The sequence below is a fragment of the Variovorax paradoxus genome, assembly GCF_030815855.1.
Taxonomy (GTDB): Bacteria; Pseudomonadota; Gammaproteobacteria; order Burkholderiales; family Burkholderiaceae_C; genus Variovorax; species Variovorax paradoxus_M.
The window spans coordinates 2,356,942-2,374,131 of the sequence record NZ_JAUSXG010000001.1; the positions used below are offsets into that span (position 1 = coordinate 2,356,942).

The 17,190-nt window shown below is 66.3% G+C and carries 13 protein-coding genes and 3 pseudogenes; 13 read left to right on the forward strand and 3 right to left on the reverse strand.

From position 1 onward, the window contains the following. Positions 1-262 precede the first annotated feature (262 nt). Complete coding sequence (locus QFZ42_RS10960; RefSeq protein WP_307700983.1) at positions 263-1,399, reverse strand: iron-containing alcohol dehydrogenase; 1,137 nt, start codon at positions 1,397-1,399, stop codon at positions 263-265. A 69-nt stretch (positions 1,400-1,468) separates the two neighbouring features. On the opposite strand from QFZ42_RS10960, the gene QFZ42_RS10965 reads away from it, so the two are divergent. Both QFZ42_RS10965 and QFZ42_RS10970 read left to right on the forward strand, forming a co-directional pair. Then, positions 1,469-2,443, forward strand: a complete 975-nt coding sequence (locus QFZ42_RS10965; protein WP_307700984.1) for an alpha/beta hydrolase — start codon at positions 1,469-1,471, stop codon at positions 2,441-2,443. After that, positions 2,440-3,321 (forward strand): YbgC/FadM family acyl-CoA thioesterase, encoded by an 882-nt coding sequence (locus QFZ42_RS10970; RefSeq protein WP_307700985.1) that lies wholly within the window; start codon positions 2,440-2,442, stop codon positions 3,319-3,321. The genes QFZ42_RS10965 and QFZ42_RS10970 overlap by 4 nt, the downstream gene beginning before the upstream one ends. A 1-nt stretch (position 3,322) precedes the next feature. Here the strand turns inward: QFZ42_RS10970 and QFZ42_RS10975 are convergent, their stop codons facing one another. After that, positions 3,323-4,279: a hypothetical protein gene (locus QFZ42_RS10975; RefSeq protein ID WP_307700986.1), complete on the reverse strand. Its 957-nt coding sequence runs from the start codon at positions 4,277-4,279 to the stop codon at positions 3,323-3,325. A 152-nt stretch (positions 4,280-4,431) separates the two neighbouring features. Further along, the gene (ygfZ, locus tag QFZ42_RS10980; protein ID WP_307700987.1) at positions 4,432-5,358 is read right to left on the reverse strand and encodes a CAF17-like 4Fe-4S cluster assembly/insertion protein YgfZ; all 927 of its coding nucleotides are present in this window, start codon (positions 5,356-5,358) and stop codon (positions 4,432-4,434) included. Between the two features lie 153 nt (positions 5,359-5,511). Here ygfZ and mltG point away from each other — a divergent pair, with 153 nt between their 5' ends. From mltG to QFZ42_RS11025, 11 genes and pseudogenes are all read left to right on the forward strand, one after another. Further along, entirely contained in the window at positions 5,512-6,540 is a 1,029-nt protein-coding gene (gene mltG, locus QFZ42_RS10985; RefSeq protein ID WP_307700988.1) for an endolytic transglycosylase MltG, read from the forward strand. Continuing rightward, the gene (gene tmk / locus QFZ42_RS10990; RefSeq protein WP_307700989.1) at positions 6,537-7,205 is read left to right on the forward strand and encodes a dTMP kinase; all 669 of its coding nucleotides are present in this window, start codon (positions 6,537-6,539) and stop codon (positions 7,203-7,205) included. Before mltG ends, tmk begins: the two co-directional genes overlap by 4 nt. Beyond that, positions 7,202-8,224: a DNA polymerase III subunit delta' gene (locus QFZ42_RS10995; protein WP_307700990.1), complete on the forward strand. Its 1,023-nt coding sequence runs from the start codon at positions 7,202-7,204 to the stop codon at positions 8,222-8,224. The genes tmk and QFZ42_RS10995 overlap by 4 nt, the downstream gene beginning before the upstream one ends. Further along, on the forward strand, positions 8,221-8,598 hold the full coding sequence (locus QFZ42_RS11000) for a PilZ domain-containing protein (RefSeq protein ID WP_307700991.1): 378 nt from the start codon (positions 8,221-8,223) through the stop codon (positions 8,596-8,598). The genes QFZ42_RS10995 and QFZ42_RS11000 overlap by 4 nt, the downstream gene beginning before the upstream one ends. Positions 8,599-8,744: 146 nt before the next feature. Continuing rightward, positions 8,745-9,554 (forward strand): TatD family hydrolase, encoded by an 810-nt coding sequence (locus tag QFZ42_RS11005; protein WP_307700992.1) that lies wholly within the window; start codon positions 8,745-8,747, stop codon positions 9,552-9,554. Beyond that, entirely contained in the window at positions 9,551-10,228 is a 678-nt protein-coding gene (locus QFZ42_RS11010) for an ankyrin repeat domain-containing protein (RefSeq protein WP_307700993.1), read from the forward strand. The genes QFZ42_RS11005 and QFZ42_RS11010 overlap by 4 nt, the downstream gene beginning before the upstream one ends. Before the next feature lie 121 nt (positions 10,229-10,349). Continuing rightward, on the forward strand, positions 10,350-10,835 hold the full coding sequence (locus QFZ42_RS11015; protein WP_307700994.1) for a DUF2726 domain-containing protein: 486 nt from the start codon (positions 10,350-10,352) through the stop codon (positions 10,833-10,835). 666 nt (positions 10,836-11,501) lie between these two features. Then, positions 11,502-12,821: pseudogene (locus QFZ42_RS28340) on the forward strand (ESPR-type extended signal peptide-containing protein); the annotation flags it as partial. Beyond that, positions 12,822-15,353 (forward strand): annotated as a pseudogene (locus QFZ42_RS28345) (beta strand repeat-containing protein); the annotation flags it as partial. Between the two features lie 243 nt (positions 15,354-15,596). Beyond that, positions 15,597-16,124: pseudogene (locus QFZ42_RS28350) on the forward strand (YadA-like family protein); the annotation flags it as partial. Positions 16,125-16,159: 35 nt separating this feature from the next. Further along, positions 16,160-17,053, forward strand: coding sequence for an OmpA family protein (locus QFZ42_RS11025; RefSeq protein ID WP_307700996.1), 894 nt, complete (start codon positions 16,160-16,162; stop codon positions 17,051-17,053). The last annotated feature ends 137 nt before the right edge of the window (positions 17,054-17,190 follow it).

The window sequence follows — 17,190 nt, forward strand, 5'->3', positions numbered from 1 at the left end:
GGGTACTCCCCTCCGCGAATGTCCCCCGGCTTCGCCTCCTCCTTGATTTCGCTGCGAGGAGCACCCGATGCCCTGTGCACACCGGGCGCTGCGCTTGTGCTGGCTGTTCAATAACTGCTCTGAACAACGCTCCCGTCGATGGGGTGCCTTGCGCAGCGAAATCAAGGGGGAGGCCGCAGGCCGGAGGACATTCGCGGAGCAAGGTACCCCGTCGGCGGGAGCGCCGCCCTGAACAGCAGCGCCCCAAACAAACAGGCAGCTCCTACATCGACGCTTCGAGCATCGCCTTGTAGTCGTCCCGCGAAGCCAGCCGCGGATTGGTCTTGTGGCAATGGTCGGCCATGGCGCCGTCGATGATCTTCTCGAACAGGTCGGGCGTTACGCCCACCTCGGCCAGGCCCTTGGGCATGCCGAGGCGCGCATTCATGTCGCGGATCGCTTCGCCGAGATCGCCGGCCGAGTCGAGGTGCATGGCCTGCGCCATGCGCTGCAGCCGCTGCTCCTTCTGCACAGACTCCGCGCCGGCGTTGAAGTGGATCACTGCCGGCAGGAAGAGGGCGTTAAGGGTGCCGTGGTGCAGTCGTGGATCGACGCCGCCGAGGCTGTGGCTCAGCGAGTGCACGCAGCCCAGGCCCTTCTGGAAGGCCATCGCGCCCTGCATCGAGGCGCTCATGAGGTTCAGGCGCGCCTCGCGGTCGCTGCCGTCCTTGGTGGCTCGCTCGATATGCAGCCAAGCGCGCTCCAGGCCGTCGAGCGCGATGCCGTCGGCCGGCGGGTTGAAGGCGGCCGACATGAAGGTTTCCATGCAATGCGCGATCGCGTCCATGCCGGTGGCGGCCGTGAGGCGCGGCGGCAGGCCGAGCGTGAGTTCGGGGTCGCAGATCGCGGCCTTGGGCATGAGAAACCAGCTGTGGAAGCCGAGCTTGCGGTGGTCGTCGACGATGACGATCGCGCCGCGCGCCACCTCGCTCCCGGTGCCGCTGGTGGTGGGTACGGCAATGATCGGCACCACGCGGTCGGTGATCTTCGGCGAGCCGCCTTCGATCGTGGCGTAGGTCTTGAGCGGGCCTTCATGCGTGGCCGCAATGGCCACGCCCTTGGCGCAGTCGATGGCGGAACCGCCGCCCACGGCAATGAGTCCGTCGCAGCGTGCGCTGCGGTACAGCTCGACAGCCGAGCGCACGGCGGCTTCGGTGGGGTTGGAAGGCGTCTGGTCGAACACCGCCACCTCGAGATCGGCGACGGCATCGAGCGCCTTCTGCAGTACGCCCGCCGCGCGCACGCCCGCATCGGTGACGATCAGCGGGCGGGTGATGCCGATGCGTGCGCATTCGCTGGACAGCAGCTGGATGGCGCCGAACTCGAACTGGATCTGGGTGAGGTATTGGATGAGGGCCATGAGGTGGGTTTGCCTGGGGCAGTACGATTGCAGACCACCCAAATCTAACAAGCAGGAACAGTCTTGCACATGAACAAAACCCTTGCCGCTGTCGCGCCCGGCACATGGCAGCCTCCGCTCACCGCGAAGATGGCCAGCGTGGTCGAGCGGATGGCGCGGGCCGGCCATCCCTCGCTCGACCAGCTCACGCCCGAGGAGGCCAAGGCGTCCTACGAAAAAGGAGCCGGCGTGCTCGAAGTGCCGAAGCCCGACCTCGCGCGCATCGAAGACTTCAGCATTGCCGCGCGCGACGGCTTCGAGATGCCGGCGCGGCTCTATGCCCCGTCATTGGCGAAGCTGCCAGTGCTGGTGTATTTTCATGGCGGCGGCTTCACGGTCGGCAACATCCGCACGCACGACACGCTGTGCCGGGTGCTGAGCCTGAAGAGCGGTTGCGCGGTGGTGTCGGTCGATTACCGGCTGGCGCCCGCGCACAAGTTTCCGACCGCCTCTGACGATGCGTGGGATGCGTTCGCCTTCATTGCAAACGAAGGTGCGCGCCTCGGCCTCGACACCAGCCGTCTCGCGGTGGGCGGCGACAGCGCAGGCGGCACGCTCGCCGCGGTGTGCGCCATCCTCGCGCGCGACGCGGGCCTGCCGCTCGCATTGCAGATGCTGATCTATCCCGGCACCGCGGCGCACCAGGACACGGCCTCGCACCAGCGCTTCGCCAACGGCCCGCTCCTGACCAAGGCGCTGATCGATTATTTCTTCGGCCAGTACGTGCGCACGCCGGCCGACCGCGACGACTGGCGCTTTGCACCCTTGCTGGCGGACGATGTCGAGGGCGTCGCGCCGGCCTGGATCGGGCTGGCCGAATGCGACCCGGTGGTGGACGAAGGCATTGCCTACGCCGACAAGCTGCGCGCGGCGGGCGTGGCGGTCGATCTCGAAATCTACCGCGGCGTGATCCACGAATTCCTGAAAATGGGCCGCGCCATTCCCGAGGCGCTGCAGGCGCAGGACGACGCGGCGCGCGCACTCAAAGAAGCACTGAAACCATGACCGACGAAACCGTTCCCCAGAGAAAAGACTTCCGTTTTTTCCACCGCCTGCGCGTGCGCTGGGCCGAAGTCGACATGCAGAAGATCGTGTTCAACGCGCACTACCTGATGTATTTCGACACCGCCATCGCCGACTACTGGCGCGCGCTCGCGCTGCCCTACGAGGAGGCCATGCATTCGCTGGGCGGCGATCTGTACGTGCGCAAGGCGACGGTGGACTTTCGCGCCTCGGCGCGGATGGACGACGTGATCGATGTGGCCATGAAGTGCGCGCGCATCGGCAATTCGTCCATGGTCTTTCAAGGCGCGCTGTTCCGGCAGGACCAGTACCTGGTGGGCTGCGAACTCGTCTATGTGTTTGCCGACCCGGCCACGCAGACCTCGAAGCCGGTGCCACCCGTGCTGCGCGAAATTCTCACAGGCTTCGAGGCCGGCGAGCCGATGCGCACCGTGGAAACCGGTGACTGGAAAACCCTGGGCGAAGGCGCCAGCGCCTTGCGCCGAGCCGTCTTCATCGAGGAGCAGAACATTCCCAAGGAACTGGAATGGGACGCGCACGATGCGGTGGTGTTGCATGCGGTGGTCCGCAACCGGCTCGGCCAGGCGATTGCGACCGGCCGGCTGCTGAATGCGGTGGACGGCACGGCCATGCTCGGCCGCATGGCCGTGCACCGCGCATTGCGCAGCGGCGGGCACGGCGCTGCGGTGATGCAGGCGCTCGAGGCGACGGCCCGGGCGCGCGGCGATCGCGAGATCGGCCTGCATGCGCAGCGCAGCGCGGAGCGCTTCTACGCGCGGCTGGGCTACACGGTGCACGGCGAGCCTTTCGAGGAAGCCGGCATCCCGCACATCGAGATGCGGCGCGCGCTGAATCAGTAGCTCAATAGCGGACGGGCGGATCGGGCACGTAGCCCATCTCCGAGCCAGGGAAGGCGGACGGGCCTTCCGGGCGCGGCCAGCGCGGCGAAGGCGGCACGGGAATCACGCCGGCGGCAATGAGGTTCTCGCGGCTGTCGTAGCGGATGCGAACCAGTTCGTCGGGCGTGGATTGCGCGCGCTCGAAGGTCGTGTGGCCGATGTGCGATGTCTCTCGCCGACCGTGGCCGGTCCCCAAGCTCGGACTCGGTGGTGATTGCCGGGCCAGCCCGCCCTTGGCCGATGCGGCGGACTCGGCGCCCAAGGCACTGTCGGCGGCGCGGCCCTGTGCAGCGGGTGCAGCCGGTGCGGCCTCCGCGACGGCCGATGGCGCCTCGCTGCGGCGCTCCATCTCGCGGCTGCTCTTGTTGCTGCTGCTGTCGTCGCGATGCGGAAACGTGATGGGCGGCGGAGGCGGTGGCATGGCCGCCCGTTCGCGGAACATCGCGACACCGATCACGCCCACGTCGTCGGGCCGGCCGGTGCGGCTCGCGTAAGAATTGGCCATGGAGGTGAATTCGAAGGCCGCGATCTGCGAATCGCTCTTGCGCCACCCCGTGATGTCGCTGCGCTCGCCGCCCGAGAACACGTAGCCGTTCTGCAGCACGCCCGCGGTTTCGCCGGTGACCACGTTGACGCCGTCCACCGACATCACGGCCATGACGCGTTCGCCCATCGCATTGCGCGCGCGAATCGCGTAGCGCGCGCCGGGCCGGCCCGCCACCCAATATTCGCCGCGGTGGCGGTAGAGGGGCAGTTCGCGGCCGGTGGTGCGGTCGACCACGCTGACCTGCATGAGCGAGCCGATGCGGTTGTATGTCGAAGGCGGCGAGGGCGGAGAAGGCGGCCGTATCGGGCTTTCAGCGCAGGCCGAGAGGGCGGTCAATGCGAGGACGGTCGAAAAGATGAGTCTGCGCTTCATGGGGGTTTTCCTTGCCAGGAGTGAATCGGTACGGCTTCTACGGGGCAGCACCGGAGGCAGGGTTAAACGCGCGCAAAAAAAATGGCGCCGCCTCTTTCGGGGTGGCGCCAAGCGTCCGGATCTTCGGACGCTGGGGGATTCGGAGGAAAAGGCTAGATGTCTTCGAGCAACGGATACGGCAGCGGCTCCACCGTGAGCGCCGGCCCGTCGGCGCTGCCGGCATGCAGCCCGCCGGTTTCGAGCGCCGAGATCTGGATCGAGATCAGCGCGGCCCAGCCGCCGCCCGGCGCTGGCGCGGCCTGCGCCACCGTGCCAACTGGCTGCTCGGCGTCGGCGGCGGCGAACACTTCCTGGCCCGCGCTCACCGGCGCACCGGCCTTCACCAGGTAGGTGCGGCGCTTCAGGGTGCCGCGAAACTGGCTGCGCGCCACGACTTCCTGGCCCGGGTAGCAACCCTTCTTGAAGTTCACGCCACCCACGGATTCATAGTTGATCATCTGCGGCACGAAGGCCTCGACCACCGGCGTGGTCACCGTCACGACGCCGCTTCGAATCTCGCTCCACTGCCAGAGCTCCGCGTCGAGCGACGGTCCCACAGGCACCGGGCTGCCGGCGGGCGCAATCCACAGGGCGCGCGGCACGCCGTCCGCCGGGTAGAGCGACACCGAGCTGATGTCTTCGCCGATGGCCGTGCGCTGGCCGGGCAGCGCCGCGGCGTCGAGCCCATTGGCGGCCAACGCGGTACCGGCGAGGCCGTACAGCGCGAACTGCTCCGTGGCGTCGGTGAGCTTGGCCTTGGCGCGCAGCACATACATCGACAGGCGCTTGAGCGTGGCGGCCAGGATGTCGCGGCTGCAGACCAGCAGCACCAGGTCGGGCTGCGGCCGAATGCCGATAAAGCTCGCGATCACGCGGCCCTTGGCCGTGCAAAGCGCGGCCAGGCGGGCCTCGGTGGCACCGAGCAACGAGAAATCCTGGGTCAGCTGGCCGTGCAGGAAGCTGGCGGCATCCGGTCCTTCGGCGCGAATCACGCCAAGATGGGAGAGGGCGGTAACACCATTGAGAACGACAGTAGTCATCGCTGAATTATCATGGTCGAAGCCGTTCCGTCCGGTCTGCAGGGAATCTCGCCGTAGTTCCCGCAGGGACACCGGGCTTTCGCCCCCAAATACTCCGGTTCGCTCGATTCACCTCGATTCGTTTTCTTTTTCTCCGCCATTTCCATCGGACCCGTGCGCCGCTTCTTCCTTACGCTTTTCCTGCTCGCCGCCCTGGGTGCGCTCGGCCTCGGCGCCGCCGGACTCTGGTGGGTGCACCAGCCGCTCAAGCTGCCCGCGCCCAGCCTCGATCTTTCGGTGGAACCCGGCACCACGCCGCGCGGCGTGGCCCAGGCGGTGGCCGATGCCGGCGCCGATGTGCAGCCGCAACTGCTCTATTTCTGGTTCCGCATTTCCGGACAAGACCGGCAGATTCGCGCCGGCAGCTACGAGCTGGAGCGCGGCATCACACCCAAGATGCTGCTCAACGTGCTGGTGCGCGGCGAAGAGGCCACCCGTAGCCTGGTGCTGGTCGAAGGCTGGAACTTCCGCCAGATGCGGGCCGCGCTCGCCAAGGCCGAGCAGCTCAAGCCCGAAACCATCGGCATGCCCGACGACGCCCTGATGGCCAAGCTGGGCAGGCCCGGCGTGCACCCCGAGGGGCGCTTTTTCCCTGACACGTACACCTATTCGAAGGGCTCGACCGACACCGCGCTGCTGCAGCGCGCCATGCGGGCCATGGACAAGAAGCTCGAAGCCGCGTGGGCGGCCCGAGCGGCCGACCTGCCGATCAAAACGGCCGATGAGGCGCTTATTTTGGCCAGCATTGTCGAAAAAGAGACAGGAAAAGCCAAGGACCGCGCCGAGATTGCCGCCGTGTTCGTCAACCGGCTGCGCACCGGCATGCCGCTGCAAACCGACCCCACCGTGATCTACGGCATGGGCACCACCTTCGACGGCAACCTGCGCAAGAAAGACCTGCAAGCCGACACGCCCTGGAACACCTACACGCGCGGCGGCCTGCCGCCCACGCCCATTGCCATGCCCGGCAAGGCGGCGCTGCTGGCGGCGGTGCAGCCGGCGCAGAGCAAGTCGCTGTACTTCGTTTCGCGCGGCGACGGCACCAGCCAATTCAGCAGTTCGCTCGACGACCATAACCGCGCGGTCAACCGCTACCAGCGCGGCGGCGGCAACGGCGAACCCAAACCGAAAGTCGCGCAATGAGTGAAGGCTTGTTTCTGACGCTCGAGGGCATCGATGGTGCCGGCAAGTCCAGCCACCTCGATGCGATGGAAGCGCTCTTCAAGGCGCAGGGCCGCGCGGTGGTGCGCACGCGCGAGCCCGGCGGCACGCCGCTGGCCGAAACCCTGCGCGGCCTCATCCTCGAACAGCCGATGGATCCGCTGACCGAATCGCTTTTGGTGTTCGCGGCCCGGCGGGACCACGTCGCGCGGGTGATCGAGCCGGCGCTGGCACGCGGCGACGTGGTGCTGTGCGACCGTTTCACCGACGCCACCTTTGCCTATCAGGGCACGGGCCGCGGCTTCGATGCGCAGGTGCTGTCGACGCTGGAGCGATGGGTGCAGGGCAGGGCGGATTCCGCCGATGCGATCCGACTGTTGCAGCCCCACATCACCCTGTGGTTCGACCTTGCGCCCGAGGTGGCCGCCCAGCGGCTGGCCGGCGCCCGCGTACCCGACAAGTTCGAATCCCAGCCGGTCGAATTCTTCCGGCGCGTTGCGGCGGGCTACGCGGCACGCGCGGCCGCCGATGCGCAGCGCTTCGTGCGCATCGACGCCAGCCAGACCCGCGACCAGGTCTGGCAGCAGGTCCAAACGGCGCTCGTCGCACGCGGCGCGTTGGCCGCTTCGAGCGGAGCTTTGCCATGAGCACCCCGGCGCTTTCGCCCTGGCTGCACCGGCCGCTCGGCGAACTGTTGCGCCAGCGCGGCCATGCCTGGCTGCTGCAGGGCCCTTCGGGCCTGGGCCAATACGAACTCGCATTGGCACTGGCCGCCGCCTGGCTGTGCGAACAGCCGAAGGCGGAAGAGGGCGGCGCCGCCTGCGGCCATTGCCCGAGCTGCCACGCCATCGACGTTCGAACCCATGCCGACCTGTGCGTGCTGATGCCCGAGGTCGCCATGCTGGAACTGGGCTGGCCGCTCGACGAGAAGGCCCAAGCCGACATCGACGACAAGAAGCGCAAACCGAGCCGTGAGATCCGCGTCGAGGCCATGCGCGACGCGGTCGGCTTTGCCCAGCGCACCAGCGCCCGCGGCCGCGGCAAGGTGGTGCTGGTGTACCCGGCCGAGCGCATGAACACCATCACCGCCAACGCGCTGCTCAAGACGCTCGAAGAGCCGGTCGGCGACGTCCGCTTTGTGCTGGCCAGCGAAGCGGCGTGGCAATTGCTGCCGACCATTCGCAGCCGCTGCCTCGGCTTCACCCTGCCGTGGCCCGCAACAGCCGAAGCCGAAGCCTGGCTCGGCGCACACGATGTGCCCGCCGCCGACGCCACCGCCTTGCTGCGCGCGGCCGGCGGCCGGCCCAGCGATGCCCTGCGGCTCGCGCGCTCCGGCCAGTCGCCCAAGGCCTGGGCGCTGCTGCCCAAGGCCGTGTTGCGCGGCGATGTCGCGGCGCTGGCGGACCAGGCGCCTTCGCAGGCCATCGGAACGCTCCAAAAGCTTTGCCACGACCTGATGGCCGTCGGCAGCGGCGCCGCGCCACGGTTTTTCGATGCCGCCGATCTGCCGGCCGCCGTGCCTTCTCACCTGGCGCTGGCGCGCTGGTCGAAGTCGCTGGCCAGCGCCGCCAGAACCGCCGAACACCCCTTCAATGCGGGCCTCATGCTGGAAGCGCTTGTGAGCGAAGCGCGAACCACCCTAAACTCTGCTCCTCGCCGACCATGAACCAACCCGCCGCCCCAGCCCCCGCCGCCGCACCTCAACGGCCGAGCGTCATCCAGCTCGCCATCAAGGAAAAGGGCGCGCTCTATGCCGCCTACATTCCGCTGTTTGCCGAAGGCGGCATCTTCATTCCGACCGCGCGCGAATACCGGCTGGGCGACGACGTCTACGTGCTGCTCACGCTGCCCGAAGACCCGCAGCGCTACCCGGTGGCCGGCAAGGTCGCCTGGATCACGCCGCAGCGCGCCGCGGGCAACCGCGCGCCGGGCGTGGGCATCCGTTTCCCGTCCGACGAAAAATCGCGTCAGCTCAAGGCACGCATCGAAGCGGCGCTCGGCGGCTCGATGGCTTCCGACCGCCCGACACAAACTATCTAGGCTCGAAGGCTAGGCTCGCCCCCAGGCTGCGCGCACTTCGTGTCGCTACGCCCACCCCCTACCGGGGGCAATACCAGCGGCCCGGCAGAGCCGGTTCCGCGGTATTTCTGGAATGGGGCCAACCGCCGCCGCTCCCCTGATACGCCATGTTTACCGATTCCCACTGCCACCTGACATTTCCCGAGTTCGCGGACCAGATGCCGCAAATCCGCGCCGCCATGGCCGAGGCGCAGGTCGACCGGGCCTTGTGCATCTGCACCAAGCTCGAAGAGTTCGACGACGTGCAGGCGCTGGCCGCCCGCTACGACAACTTCTGGGCCAGCGTGGGCGTGCACCCCGACAACGAGGACATCGCCGAGCCCACGGTGGACGACCTGGTGCGCCGTGCCGCGCTGCCCCGCGTGGTGGCCATCGGTGAAACCGGCCTCGACTATTACCAGATGGAAGAACGCAAGGGCGGGCGCAGCATTTCCGACATGGAATGGCAGCGCGACCGCTTTCGCGTGCACATTCGCGCCGCACAGCAAACCCGCCTGCCGCTCGTCATTCACACCCGCGAAGCCTCGGCCGACACGCTGGCCATCCTCAAGGAGGAGGGCGAAGACGGCGCCGGTAATGCCGCGGGCGGCGTGTTCCATTGCTTTACCGAAACCGCCGAAGTCGCGCGCGCGGCGCTCGACCTGGGCTTCTACATTTCGTTTTCGGGCATCCTGACCTTCAAGAAGGCGCAAGACCTGCGCGACGTGGCGGCCTTCGTGCCGCTCGACCGGATGCTGATCGAAACCGACAGCCCCTACCTGGCCCCCGTGCCGTACCGCGGCAAGACCAACAATCCGTCGTACGTGCCCTATGTCGCCAAGCAGATCGCCGAACTGCGCAAGCTGCCCGTCGAAGCAGTGGCAGAGGCCACCAGCGACAACTTCGAAACGCTGTTCAAGGGAGTCAAAACAACATGAAGAAATACATCAAAAAGTTCTTGTATCTGGCTGTCGCAGCAGCAACTTTTGCTGCTCATGCGGGCTCCTTCGAAGACTTTTTCCGGGCCGTTCGCGGAGACAACGCCAGCGGTGTGCGCACCCTGCTGCAACGCGGCTTCGACCCCAACACGCGCGATGAACATGGCCAGACGGGCCTGATCATCGCGCTGCGCGAGCCGTCGCCCAAGGTCGTCCAGGTGCTGCTCGAGTCGCCGCAAACCGATGTCGACATTGCCAACGCCAAGGACGAAACCCCGCTGATGCTGGCGGCCATCAAGGGCCAGCAAGACGTGGTCACCCAATTGCTCAAGCGCGACGCCGCCGTCAACAAGACCGGCTGGACGCCGCTGCACTACGCCGCCAGCAGCGGCCAGCTGAGCATCATGAAGGTGCTGCTCGACAACTACGCCTTCATCGATGCGCAATCGCCCAACGGCACCACGCCGCTCATGATGGCCGCGATGTACGGCTCCAACGAGGCCGTGAAGCTCCTGCTGGCCGAAGGCGCCGACACCACGATGAAGAACCAGCTCGGCATGACCGCCGTGGACTTCGCCACCAAGGCGAACCGGTCGGAAGCCGCGCAGCTGATTGCTGCGGCTGCCAATGTGAAGGCTGGCCCCAAGCCCCTGCCCAAGGACGGCAAATGGTGAAACCAGCGGCGGGCCGCCCCGCACCATAGGGGCGAAAGCAGCCGCGCGGCGCAGGCCGGATAAGCCCTGAAAAGGGCGCCTGCGCAGTCATGCGAGACTCTGCGCAGAAGGAGAAGCAGAGATGAATACATTCCTATTCATGGTCTTTTTGTTGGCCATCGGATTGCTGGTTTTCGCGGCAGTGGCCAGAAAAAGGTCGACACAAAGCAAGAGCGGCTTTGTCGACAAGCCCAAGGCACGGCCGCCGCTTACCGCGCGCGAGCAAGCGATGTACAACCGCCTGGTGCAAACGCTGCCGGATCTCGTCGTGCTGCCACAAGTCAGTTTCGGCGCATTGCTCACGGCCCGCACGCGCGCGGCGCGAAGCTCGTTCAGCCGGAAGATCGCCGACTTCGTCGTGTGCGACCGCTCGTTCAAGGTCGTGGCCGTGGTCACGTTCGGCGGCGACAAGAGCAACAAGGGCAAGTCGCAACGCGACCTGGACCGGGATGCGCTGCTTGTGGAGGCCGGCTACCGCGTGCTGCGCTATCCCCGGCTTCCCGATGTGGGGCGCGTGGAGGCCGATTTCGACCCGACGTTGGCTTCGGTAAGCCCGATGGGCTCCTGACGGCCACCCGACGCCGGCCGCCCGGCTTTTCGCAATTGGCATCAGGCCAGTTGCGGCAGGCACTGCCTGCCATATCTCCAATTGAGAATCCGCACCGCTCGGCGTAACCGGTAGTAACTCGACTCGGATTTGTGCACTAATTGCACAGCCAATTGAATTCTCCTAACTGGTGTTTTTTTGCGCGCCCGTGCGGCCTGCGATGAAATCGGCAGCCAATCGCTGCCTTCATCAATTCGACTTAACCGTTCCCGCCAAAACCCGTGCTGCCTGGCGCCGGTCGGTCATCGAATCCCGCAATTCGTGCACACGAGGGACGGCGCCGCGCTCTCATTTAGTGCACTCGCCCGTGAATAGTGCATTCATGGCGAGCATCCGGCACCGCGCACCACTGCTATCGAGCCAATTATTAGGATTAAAAACCATGATGGCGCGAATTTTCGAATGTGGTAGGAAGACGACCATTTTGGTATCTTTGTATTACTATTGGATGCAAAGTATCAATTGAGAATTTAAATCAATTCGACACAATGACTCCAAAATGCGACATATCGAGTTGCAGCTCCCTCTCTCGCTCTTAAGATTTGTTTGCGAACAATTTCAAAGATTGCAGTCGCATGAATAGATTTACAACTATTCACTACCTCTTAAAACAGACGGATGGAGCACATGAATACAACTTACCGCTCGCTTTGGAACGAATCCCTAGGCGCCTGGGTTGCGGCGTCGGAGATCACTTGCGCCCGCGGCAAGCGAAGCGGAAGCTGCGTGACGGCCGCGAGCGCATCCGGCGCGCGGGCATCTCGTCCGCCGGGTCGCCTGCGGGCGGGGATCATGACTGCGCTGATAGCGATGGGGGGGATGGGATGGGCCTCGTTGGCGCAGGCGCAGGCGAACTGCACTCCAGCGCCGTTCAACGACTACAGCGGCAGCGCGACGTGCGCGGGTTTTCAGGCCCAAGCGACTGCCGGCGGCGCCACTGCCATAGGCTATAACGCCCAAAGTACAGGGCTGAATGCCACGACTCTCGGCTACCAAGCCATTGCCTCCGGGACCAATTCCCTTTACCTGGGTGCGCGCAGCGCTGCCGGGACGGGCGCATTGGCCGACGGCACCATTGCCATCGGCACAGACGTAACCTCCAGCGGCTTATCGTCCGTCGGCATCGGCCTGCAGTCGCGGGTAACTGGAAAATACGGCATTGCCTTGGGAGTGCAAGCCGTTGGCACAGCGGAGGGCGTGGTCGCAGTGGGCAGCGGTGCCACGAGTTCGGGATTCAATGGCGTGTCTCTTGGCGCCGGAGCCATTGCCGCCGGAGTCAACTCGATTTATCTCGGCGCTCGCACCGCTGCAGGGACCGGCGCGCTGGTCGAGAGCTCCATTGGAATCGGAACAGACGTAACTTCTAGTGGGAAGTATGCCCTTGCGGTTGGCTTCCAAGCCGGGGCGATCGGGGACAACACAGTTGCAGTCGGCAACGGGGCCGGTTCGGGCTCGACGAGCGCCAATACGGGTTCGGTCGCAATGGGCGTTGCCTCGGGACAATTTGTCTCCGGCGCGCAGAACACAGCCATGGGCGGTGGCATCCCGAGCAAGATGCGAGGCGCGGGTTCGGGCGTCACGGGAACGCGCAACATCGCCTTCGGCGCGGGCGATGGCTCGAAAACCTACGATGGCACCTTGCAGGCTGCGGCAGGCAGCCTGGTCAGCGGCAACGACAATATCGCCATCGGCACCAACGCAGGCATCGGCGTCGCGGCCGCGGGGACGACGTCGATCGGCTTGAACGCGAATGCGACCGCGATATCAGCAGTGGCGGTAGGTACCGGCACGGTCTCAAGCAACGTCAATACGGTCGCGCTGGGAGCTTCCGCCACTGCCACCGGAGCTGGCGACAGCGCGTTGGGCACCTTCGCCAATGCCTCGGGAGGGAATTCCACGGCGCTTGGTGTCAGTTCCACGGCCAGTGGCATTACTGCATTTGCTGGCGGCTGGAAGTCCGTCGCAAGCGGAGACCGCAGTACAGCATTGGGACGTGAGGCGAGCGCGTCCGCGTCGGATGCTGTCGCGTTGGGACATCTGGCAACGGCGACCAACGCGGCAGCCACAGCCGTCGGGAACGCCGCTCAGGCGCAAGGGGATAGCTCGCTTGCGCTCGGTGCACAAGCGCTCGCCATCGGAACCAGCACAGTTGCGGTCGGCCAGGGTGCCGGCGCGGGCTCGACGATCGCCAATACGGGTTCGGTCGCAATGGGCATTGCTGCCGGAACGCTGGTCAGCGGCGCGCTGAACACCGCCGTGGGGGGAGGCACTGCAAGCGTGATGCGGGGCGCGGGTTCGGGCGTCACGGGAACGCGCAACGTCGCCTTCGGAACCGGCGATGGCTCGGTCGCCTACGACGGCACCTTGAAGGCTTCGGCAGGCAACCTGGTCAGCGGCAACGACAATGTCGCCATCGGCACCAACGCAGGTATTGGCGTCGCGGCCAACGCGACGACGTCGATCGGCCGGAACGCGAAAGCGAGCGCGACCAACGCGATCGCCATGGGCAATACCGCGGTCGCGGACTCTGGCGATGCCGTGGCAATCGGCACTGGTGCGCGGGCCACAGGTGGCAAGGCGGTTTCCATCGGGGCCGGCAACACGGCCTACGGTAACGGCGCCGTGGCGATCGGCGACCCGAGCTACGCGAGCGGCACCGGCGCGTTCGTAGGCGGCGCGGACAACATTGCCAATAGCGATGGAACAACGACAGCGACCGCCGCCAACCAGGCCAACGGCGCGGTGGCGATCGGCAATAACAACAAAGCGATCGGGCAGGGCAGTGTGGCGCTGGGCAACGGCTCCGTCGCGGGCGCAATCGGCAAGGCGGGCAGCGTGGCGATCGGCGACGGCGCGACAGCGAGCACGAGCGCGGGCGACGTGGCGCTGGGCTCGGGCTCGGTGACCGCCGCGGCGGTCGGTACGCCCAACGCTGTGATCGGCGGCACGACTTACAACTTCAAAGGCATCGCGCCCGCAAGCACGGTCAGCGTCGGCGCCCCTGGTGCAGAGCGAACTATCACCAATGTGGCGGCTGGTCGTATCGCGATCGACTCGACCGATGCCATCAACGGCTCACAGCTGTTCGGCACGAACCAGCAGGTGACGGTGAACTCGAACCAGATCACCAACCTCAACAACGTGGTCGGCGGCATCAATAACGGCGCGGGCATCAAGTACTTCCACGCCACTTCGAGCCTGCCCGATTCGCAAGCCCTGGGAACGGATTCCGTCGCCATCGGTCCAAACGCAGTGGCCAACAATGCTGGCGACGTGGCGCTGGGCTCGGGTTCGGTAACCACCGCAACAGTCCAGACGGGCGGCACCGTGATCGGAGGCAACCCCTACGTGTTTGCCGGCGCCACGCCGACCAACACTGTGAGCGTGGGCGCGGTGGGGGCTGAACGCACCATCACCAACGTGGCGGCCGGCAGGATTTCCGGTAGCTCCACCGATGCGATCAACGGCTCGCAACTGTTCGCCACCAATCAGCAGGTGACGCTGAACACGACCGAGATCAGCAACCTGAACAACACGGTCGGCAATATCAACAACGGCGCGGGCATCAAGTACTTCCACGCCAACTCGGTTCTGCCCGATTCGCAGGCCGTGGGGACGAACTCCGTCGCCATCGGACCGAATGCCGTGGCCAAGAACACCAGCGACGTGGCGCTGGGCTCCGGCTCTGTGACGGACACGGCGGTCGGCACGGCCAGCACCGTGATCAACGGCACGACGTACAACTTTGCCGGCACCACGCCGGTGAGCACGGTCAGCGTGGGGGCGGTGGGCGCCGAGCGCACGATCACCAACGTGGCGGCCGGCAGGATCTCCGGAGGCTCTACGGACGCGATCAACGGCTCGCAGCTGTTCGCGACCAACCAGTCGATCGAGAATCTCAGCACCACGGTCACCGCGAACAAGACGAAGTACTACAGCGTCAACTCCACCGGCGGCACCAACGAAGACAACCTCGGAGCCACAGGGGCCGATGCCATCGCATCGGGCAAGAATGCCAGCGCCACCATCGACGGATCGATTGCTCTCGGCGCAGGCTCGGTCACCGACCGCGTGATCGCGCCCACCACCGGCAGCATTCCCGCCGGCAGCAGCCTGATCGAATACAACACGACCGACCGCACGCTGCTTGGGGCCCTTTCTGTCGGCAGCGCGACCACCTACCGCCAGATCACCAACGTGGCCGACGGTACGCAGTTGCAGGACGCGGTCACGGTACGGCAGCTGTCCGGTGCGCTGCAGTCTTTTGCGGTCACGCCGACACAGTATTTCCACGCCAACTCCACAGCGGCGGATTCGCTGGCCATCGGCGCCGAATCGGTGGCCGTGGGCCCGCAGACGGTGGTCAACGGCAACAACGGCGTGGGCATCGGCAACGGCGCCGTGGTGCAGCAAAGCGCGCCGGGCGGCGTGGCGATCGGGCAGGGCGCAACCTCGCACCTGGCCGATTCCATTGCGGTGGGCACTGGCTCTTCGGCCGCGGCCGTCCAGGGTGTCGCACTCGGCGCGGGCAGCAACGTGACGCAGGCCGGGGGCGTGGCCCTGGGCTCGGGCTCGGTGGCTTCCACCTCCGCGGGGGTCGCCGGCTACGTGCCGCCCACGGCCACGGATGCGCAGCGCATCGCCATCGGCGCGACCACCAGCACGCTGGCGGCCGTATCGGTGGGCAATGCCGCCAGCGGCCAGTTCCGGCAGATCACCGGCGTGGCCGCGGGCACGGCGGACAGCGACGCGGTCAACGTTTCGCAGCTGCGCGGGGTGCAGGGCGTGGTCGCGGTGATCGACCAGTCGACGGTCAAGTACGACTCGAACCCCGATGGCACGGTCAACTACAACAGCGTGACCATGGGCGGCGGCAATGCGACCGGCCCGGTGGCGGTGCACAACGTGGCACCGGGCGTGGCGGGCACCGACGCCGTCAACGTCAACCAGCTCAACACGGTCAGCGGCGGCCTGAACAACCGTATCGATGCGGTCAACAACCGCATCGATGGGGTCGAGAAGAACGCCTATGCCGGTGTGGCCGCGGCCATGGCGCTGCAGATGCCCGGGGTCTACGTTCCGGGCAAGACGGTCATGCGGATCGGCGCGGGTTCCTTCAAGGGCCAGAGCGCGGTGGGCATCAGTTTCCGGCGCACCTCCGAAAACAACGCCTGGAGCCTCACCGGCGGCGTGGCCACCAGCCGTGCCGGGGTGGGCGCCACCGTGGGCGCGGAATGGGTCTTCAACTGATCGCCATACAGACGAACTGGACGAACTCCAACATCATGAACAAGCTCTTTCAAGCCAAGACCTCTTTCACGGGTCGCGCCGTGCCGCTCGCCGCGCTTTGCCTCGCGGCACTGGTGGCCGGCGGCTGCGCCAGCCCGAGCCACACCATCACGCCGGAGATGCACGCCAGGGCCGCATCGGAGAACCCCGCACCGCCAAAGGACGAAGACTTTCCCGCGCTGAATTCGGCCAAATGGGAGCAGGGCGCTTTCCCGAGCCTGGAGGCATTGCGCGCCATGCGCACCGGCCTGGGCAAGGACCAGGTGCGCAACCTGCTGGGCCATCCGCACTTTCGTGAAGGCCTCGGCGGCGTGCGCGAGTGGAACTACATCTTCCACTTTCGCACCGGCACCGGCCCGGAGTACATCACCTGCCAATACATGGTCCGCTTCAATGCGGACGTGCTGACCAACGGCATGTACTGGAAGGGACCGGGCTGCGCGGATCTGCTCAAGCCGCCGCCCGTGGGGGCGAAGCCCGTGGCAGCCGTTCAGCCGGCGGTTGTTCCTGCACGGACGACACTGGGCGCCGATGGCCTGTTTCGCTTCGACGGCCGTTCGCTGGCCGACTTGCTGCCCGAAGGCCGGCGCAAGCTCGACGCTCTGGCCAGCGACATCAAGAGCAGCACGAAGTCGGTGAACGCGATCAGGGTCACGGGCCATACCGACCGGCTTGGCACCGCCACCTACAACCAGGCGCTGTCGCTGGCGCGCGCCAATACCGTGCGCGACTACCTTGTGCAGTCCGGAATATCGGCGCAGACCGTGCAGGTACAAGGCAAGGGTGAATCGGAGCCGAAGGTTCAATGCACGCAGACCAGCCGTGCAGCACTGATCGACTGCCTTGCGCCGAACCGCCGGGTGGAGATCGAGGTGTTCGCGGAGCGATGAACTCAGGAACGGGCCTTGCCTAAACGGCGAGCCCGTTCGTTTGGGACGGGTGGAATGCAGACCCTGGAAATAATACAATGTGCATTATGTTAAATGACTTGTGCCGATGGCTCAAGGCCGATCAAGTCGATGGCCCT

Coding starts and splice junctions, on each gene's coding strand:
- ygfZ (WP_307700987.1), bottom strand. CDS start 5,358: ATGACTACTGTCGTTCTCAATGGTGTTACCGCCCTCTCCCATCTTGGC.
- QFZ42_RS11025 (WP_307700996.1), top strand. CDS start 16,160: ATGAACAAGCTCTTTCAAGCCAAGACCTCTTTCACGGGTCGCGCCGTG.
- QFZ42_RS11010 (WP_307700993.1), top strand. CDS start 9,551: ATGAAGAAATACATCAAAAAGTTCTTGTATCTGGCTGTCGCAGCAGCA.
- QFZ42_RS11015 (WP_307700994.1), top strand. CDS start 10,350: ATGAATACATTCCTATTCATGGTCTTTTTGTTGGCCATCGGATTGCTG.
- QFZ42_RS10970 (WP_307700985.1), top strand. CDS start 2,440: ATGACCGACGAAACCGTTCCCCAGAGAAAAGACTTCCGTTTTTTCCAC.
- QFZ42_RS10995 (WP_307700990.1), top strand. CDS start 7,202: ATGAGCACCCCGGCGCTTTCGCCCTGGCTGCACCGGCCGCTCGGCGAA.
- QFZ42_RS10965 (WP_307700984.1), top strand. CDS start 1,469: ATGAACAAAACCCTTGCCGCTGTCGCGCCCGGCACATGGCAGCCTCCG.
- QFZ42_RS11005 (WP_307700992.1), top strand. CDS start 8,745: ATGTTTACCGATTCCCACTGCCACCTGACATTTCCCGAGTTCGCGGAC.
- QFZ42_RS10960 (WP_307700983.1), bottom strand. CDS start 1,399: ATGGCCCTCATCCAATACCTCACCCAGATCCAGTTCGAGTTCGGCGCC.
- QFZ42_RS11000 (WP_307700991.1), top strand. CDS start 8,221: ATGAACCAACCCGCCGCCCCAGCCCCCGCCGCCGCACCTCAACGGCCG.
- tmk (WP_307700989.1), top strand. CDS start 6,537: ATGAGTGAAGGCTTGTTTCTGACGCTCGAGGGCATCGATGGTGCCGGC.
- QFZ42_RS10975 (WP_307700986.1), bottom strand. CDS start 4,279: ATGAAGCGCAGACTCATCTTTTCGACCGTCCTCGCATTGACCGCCCTC.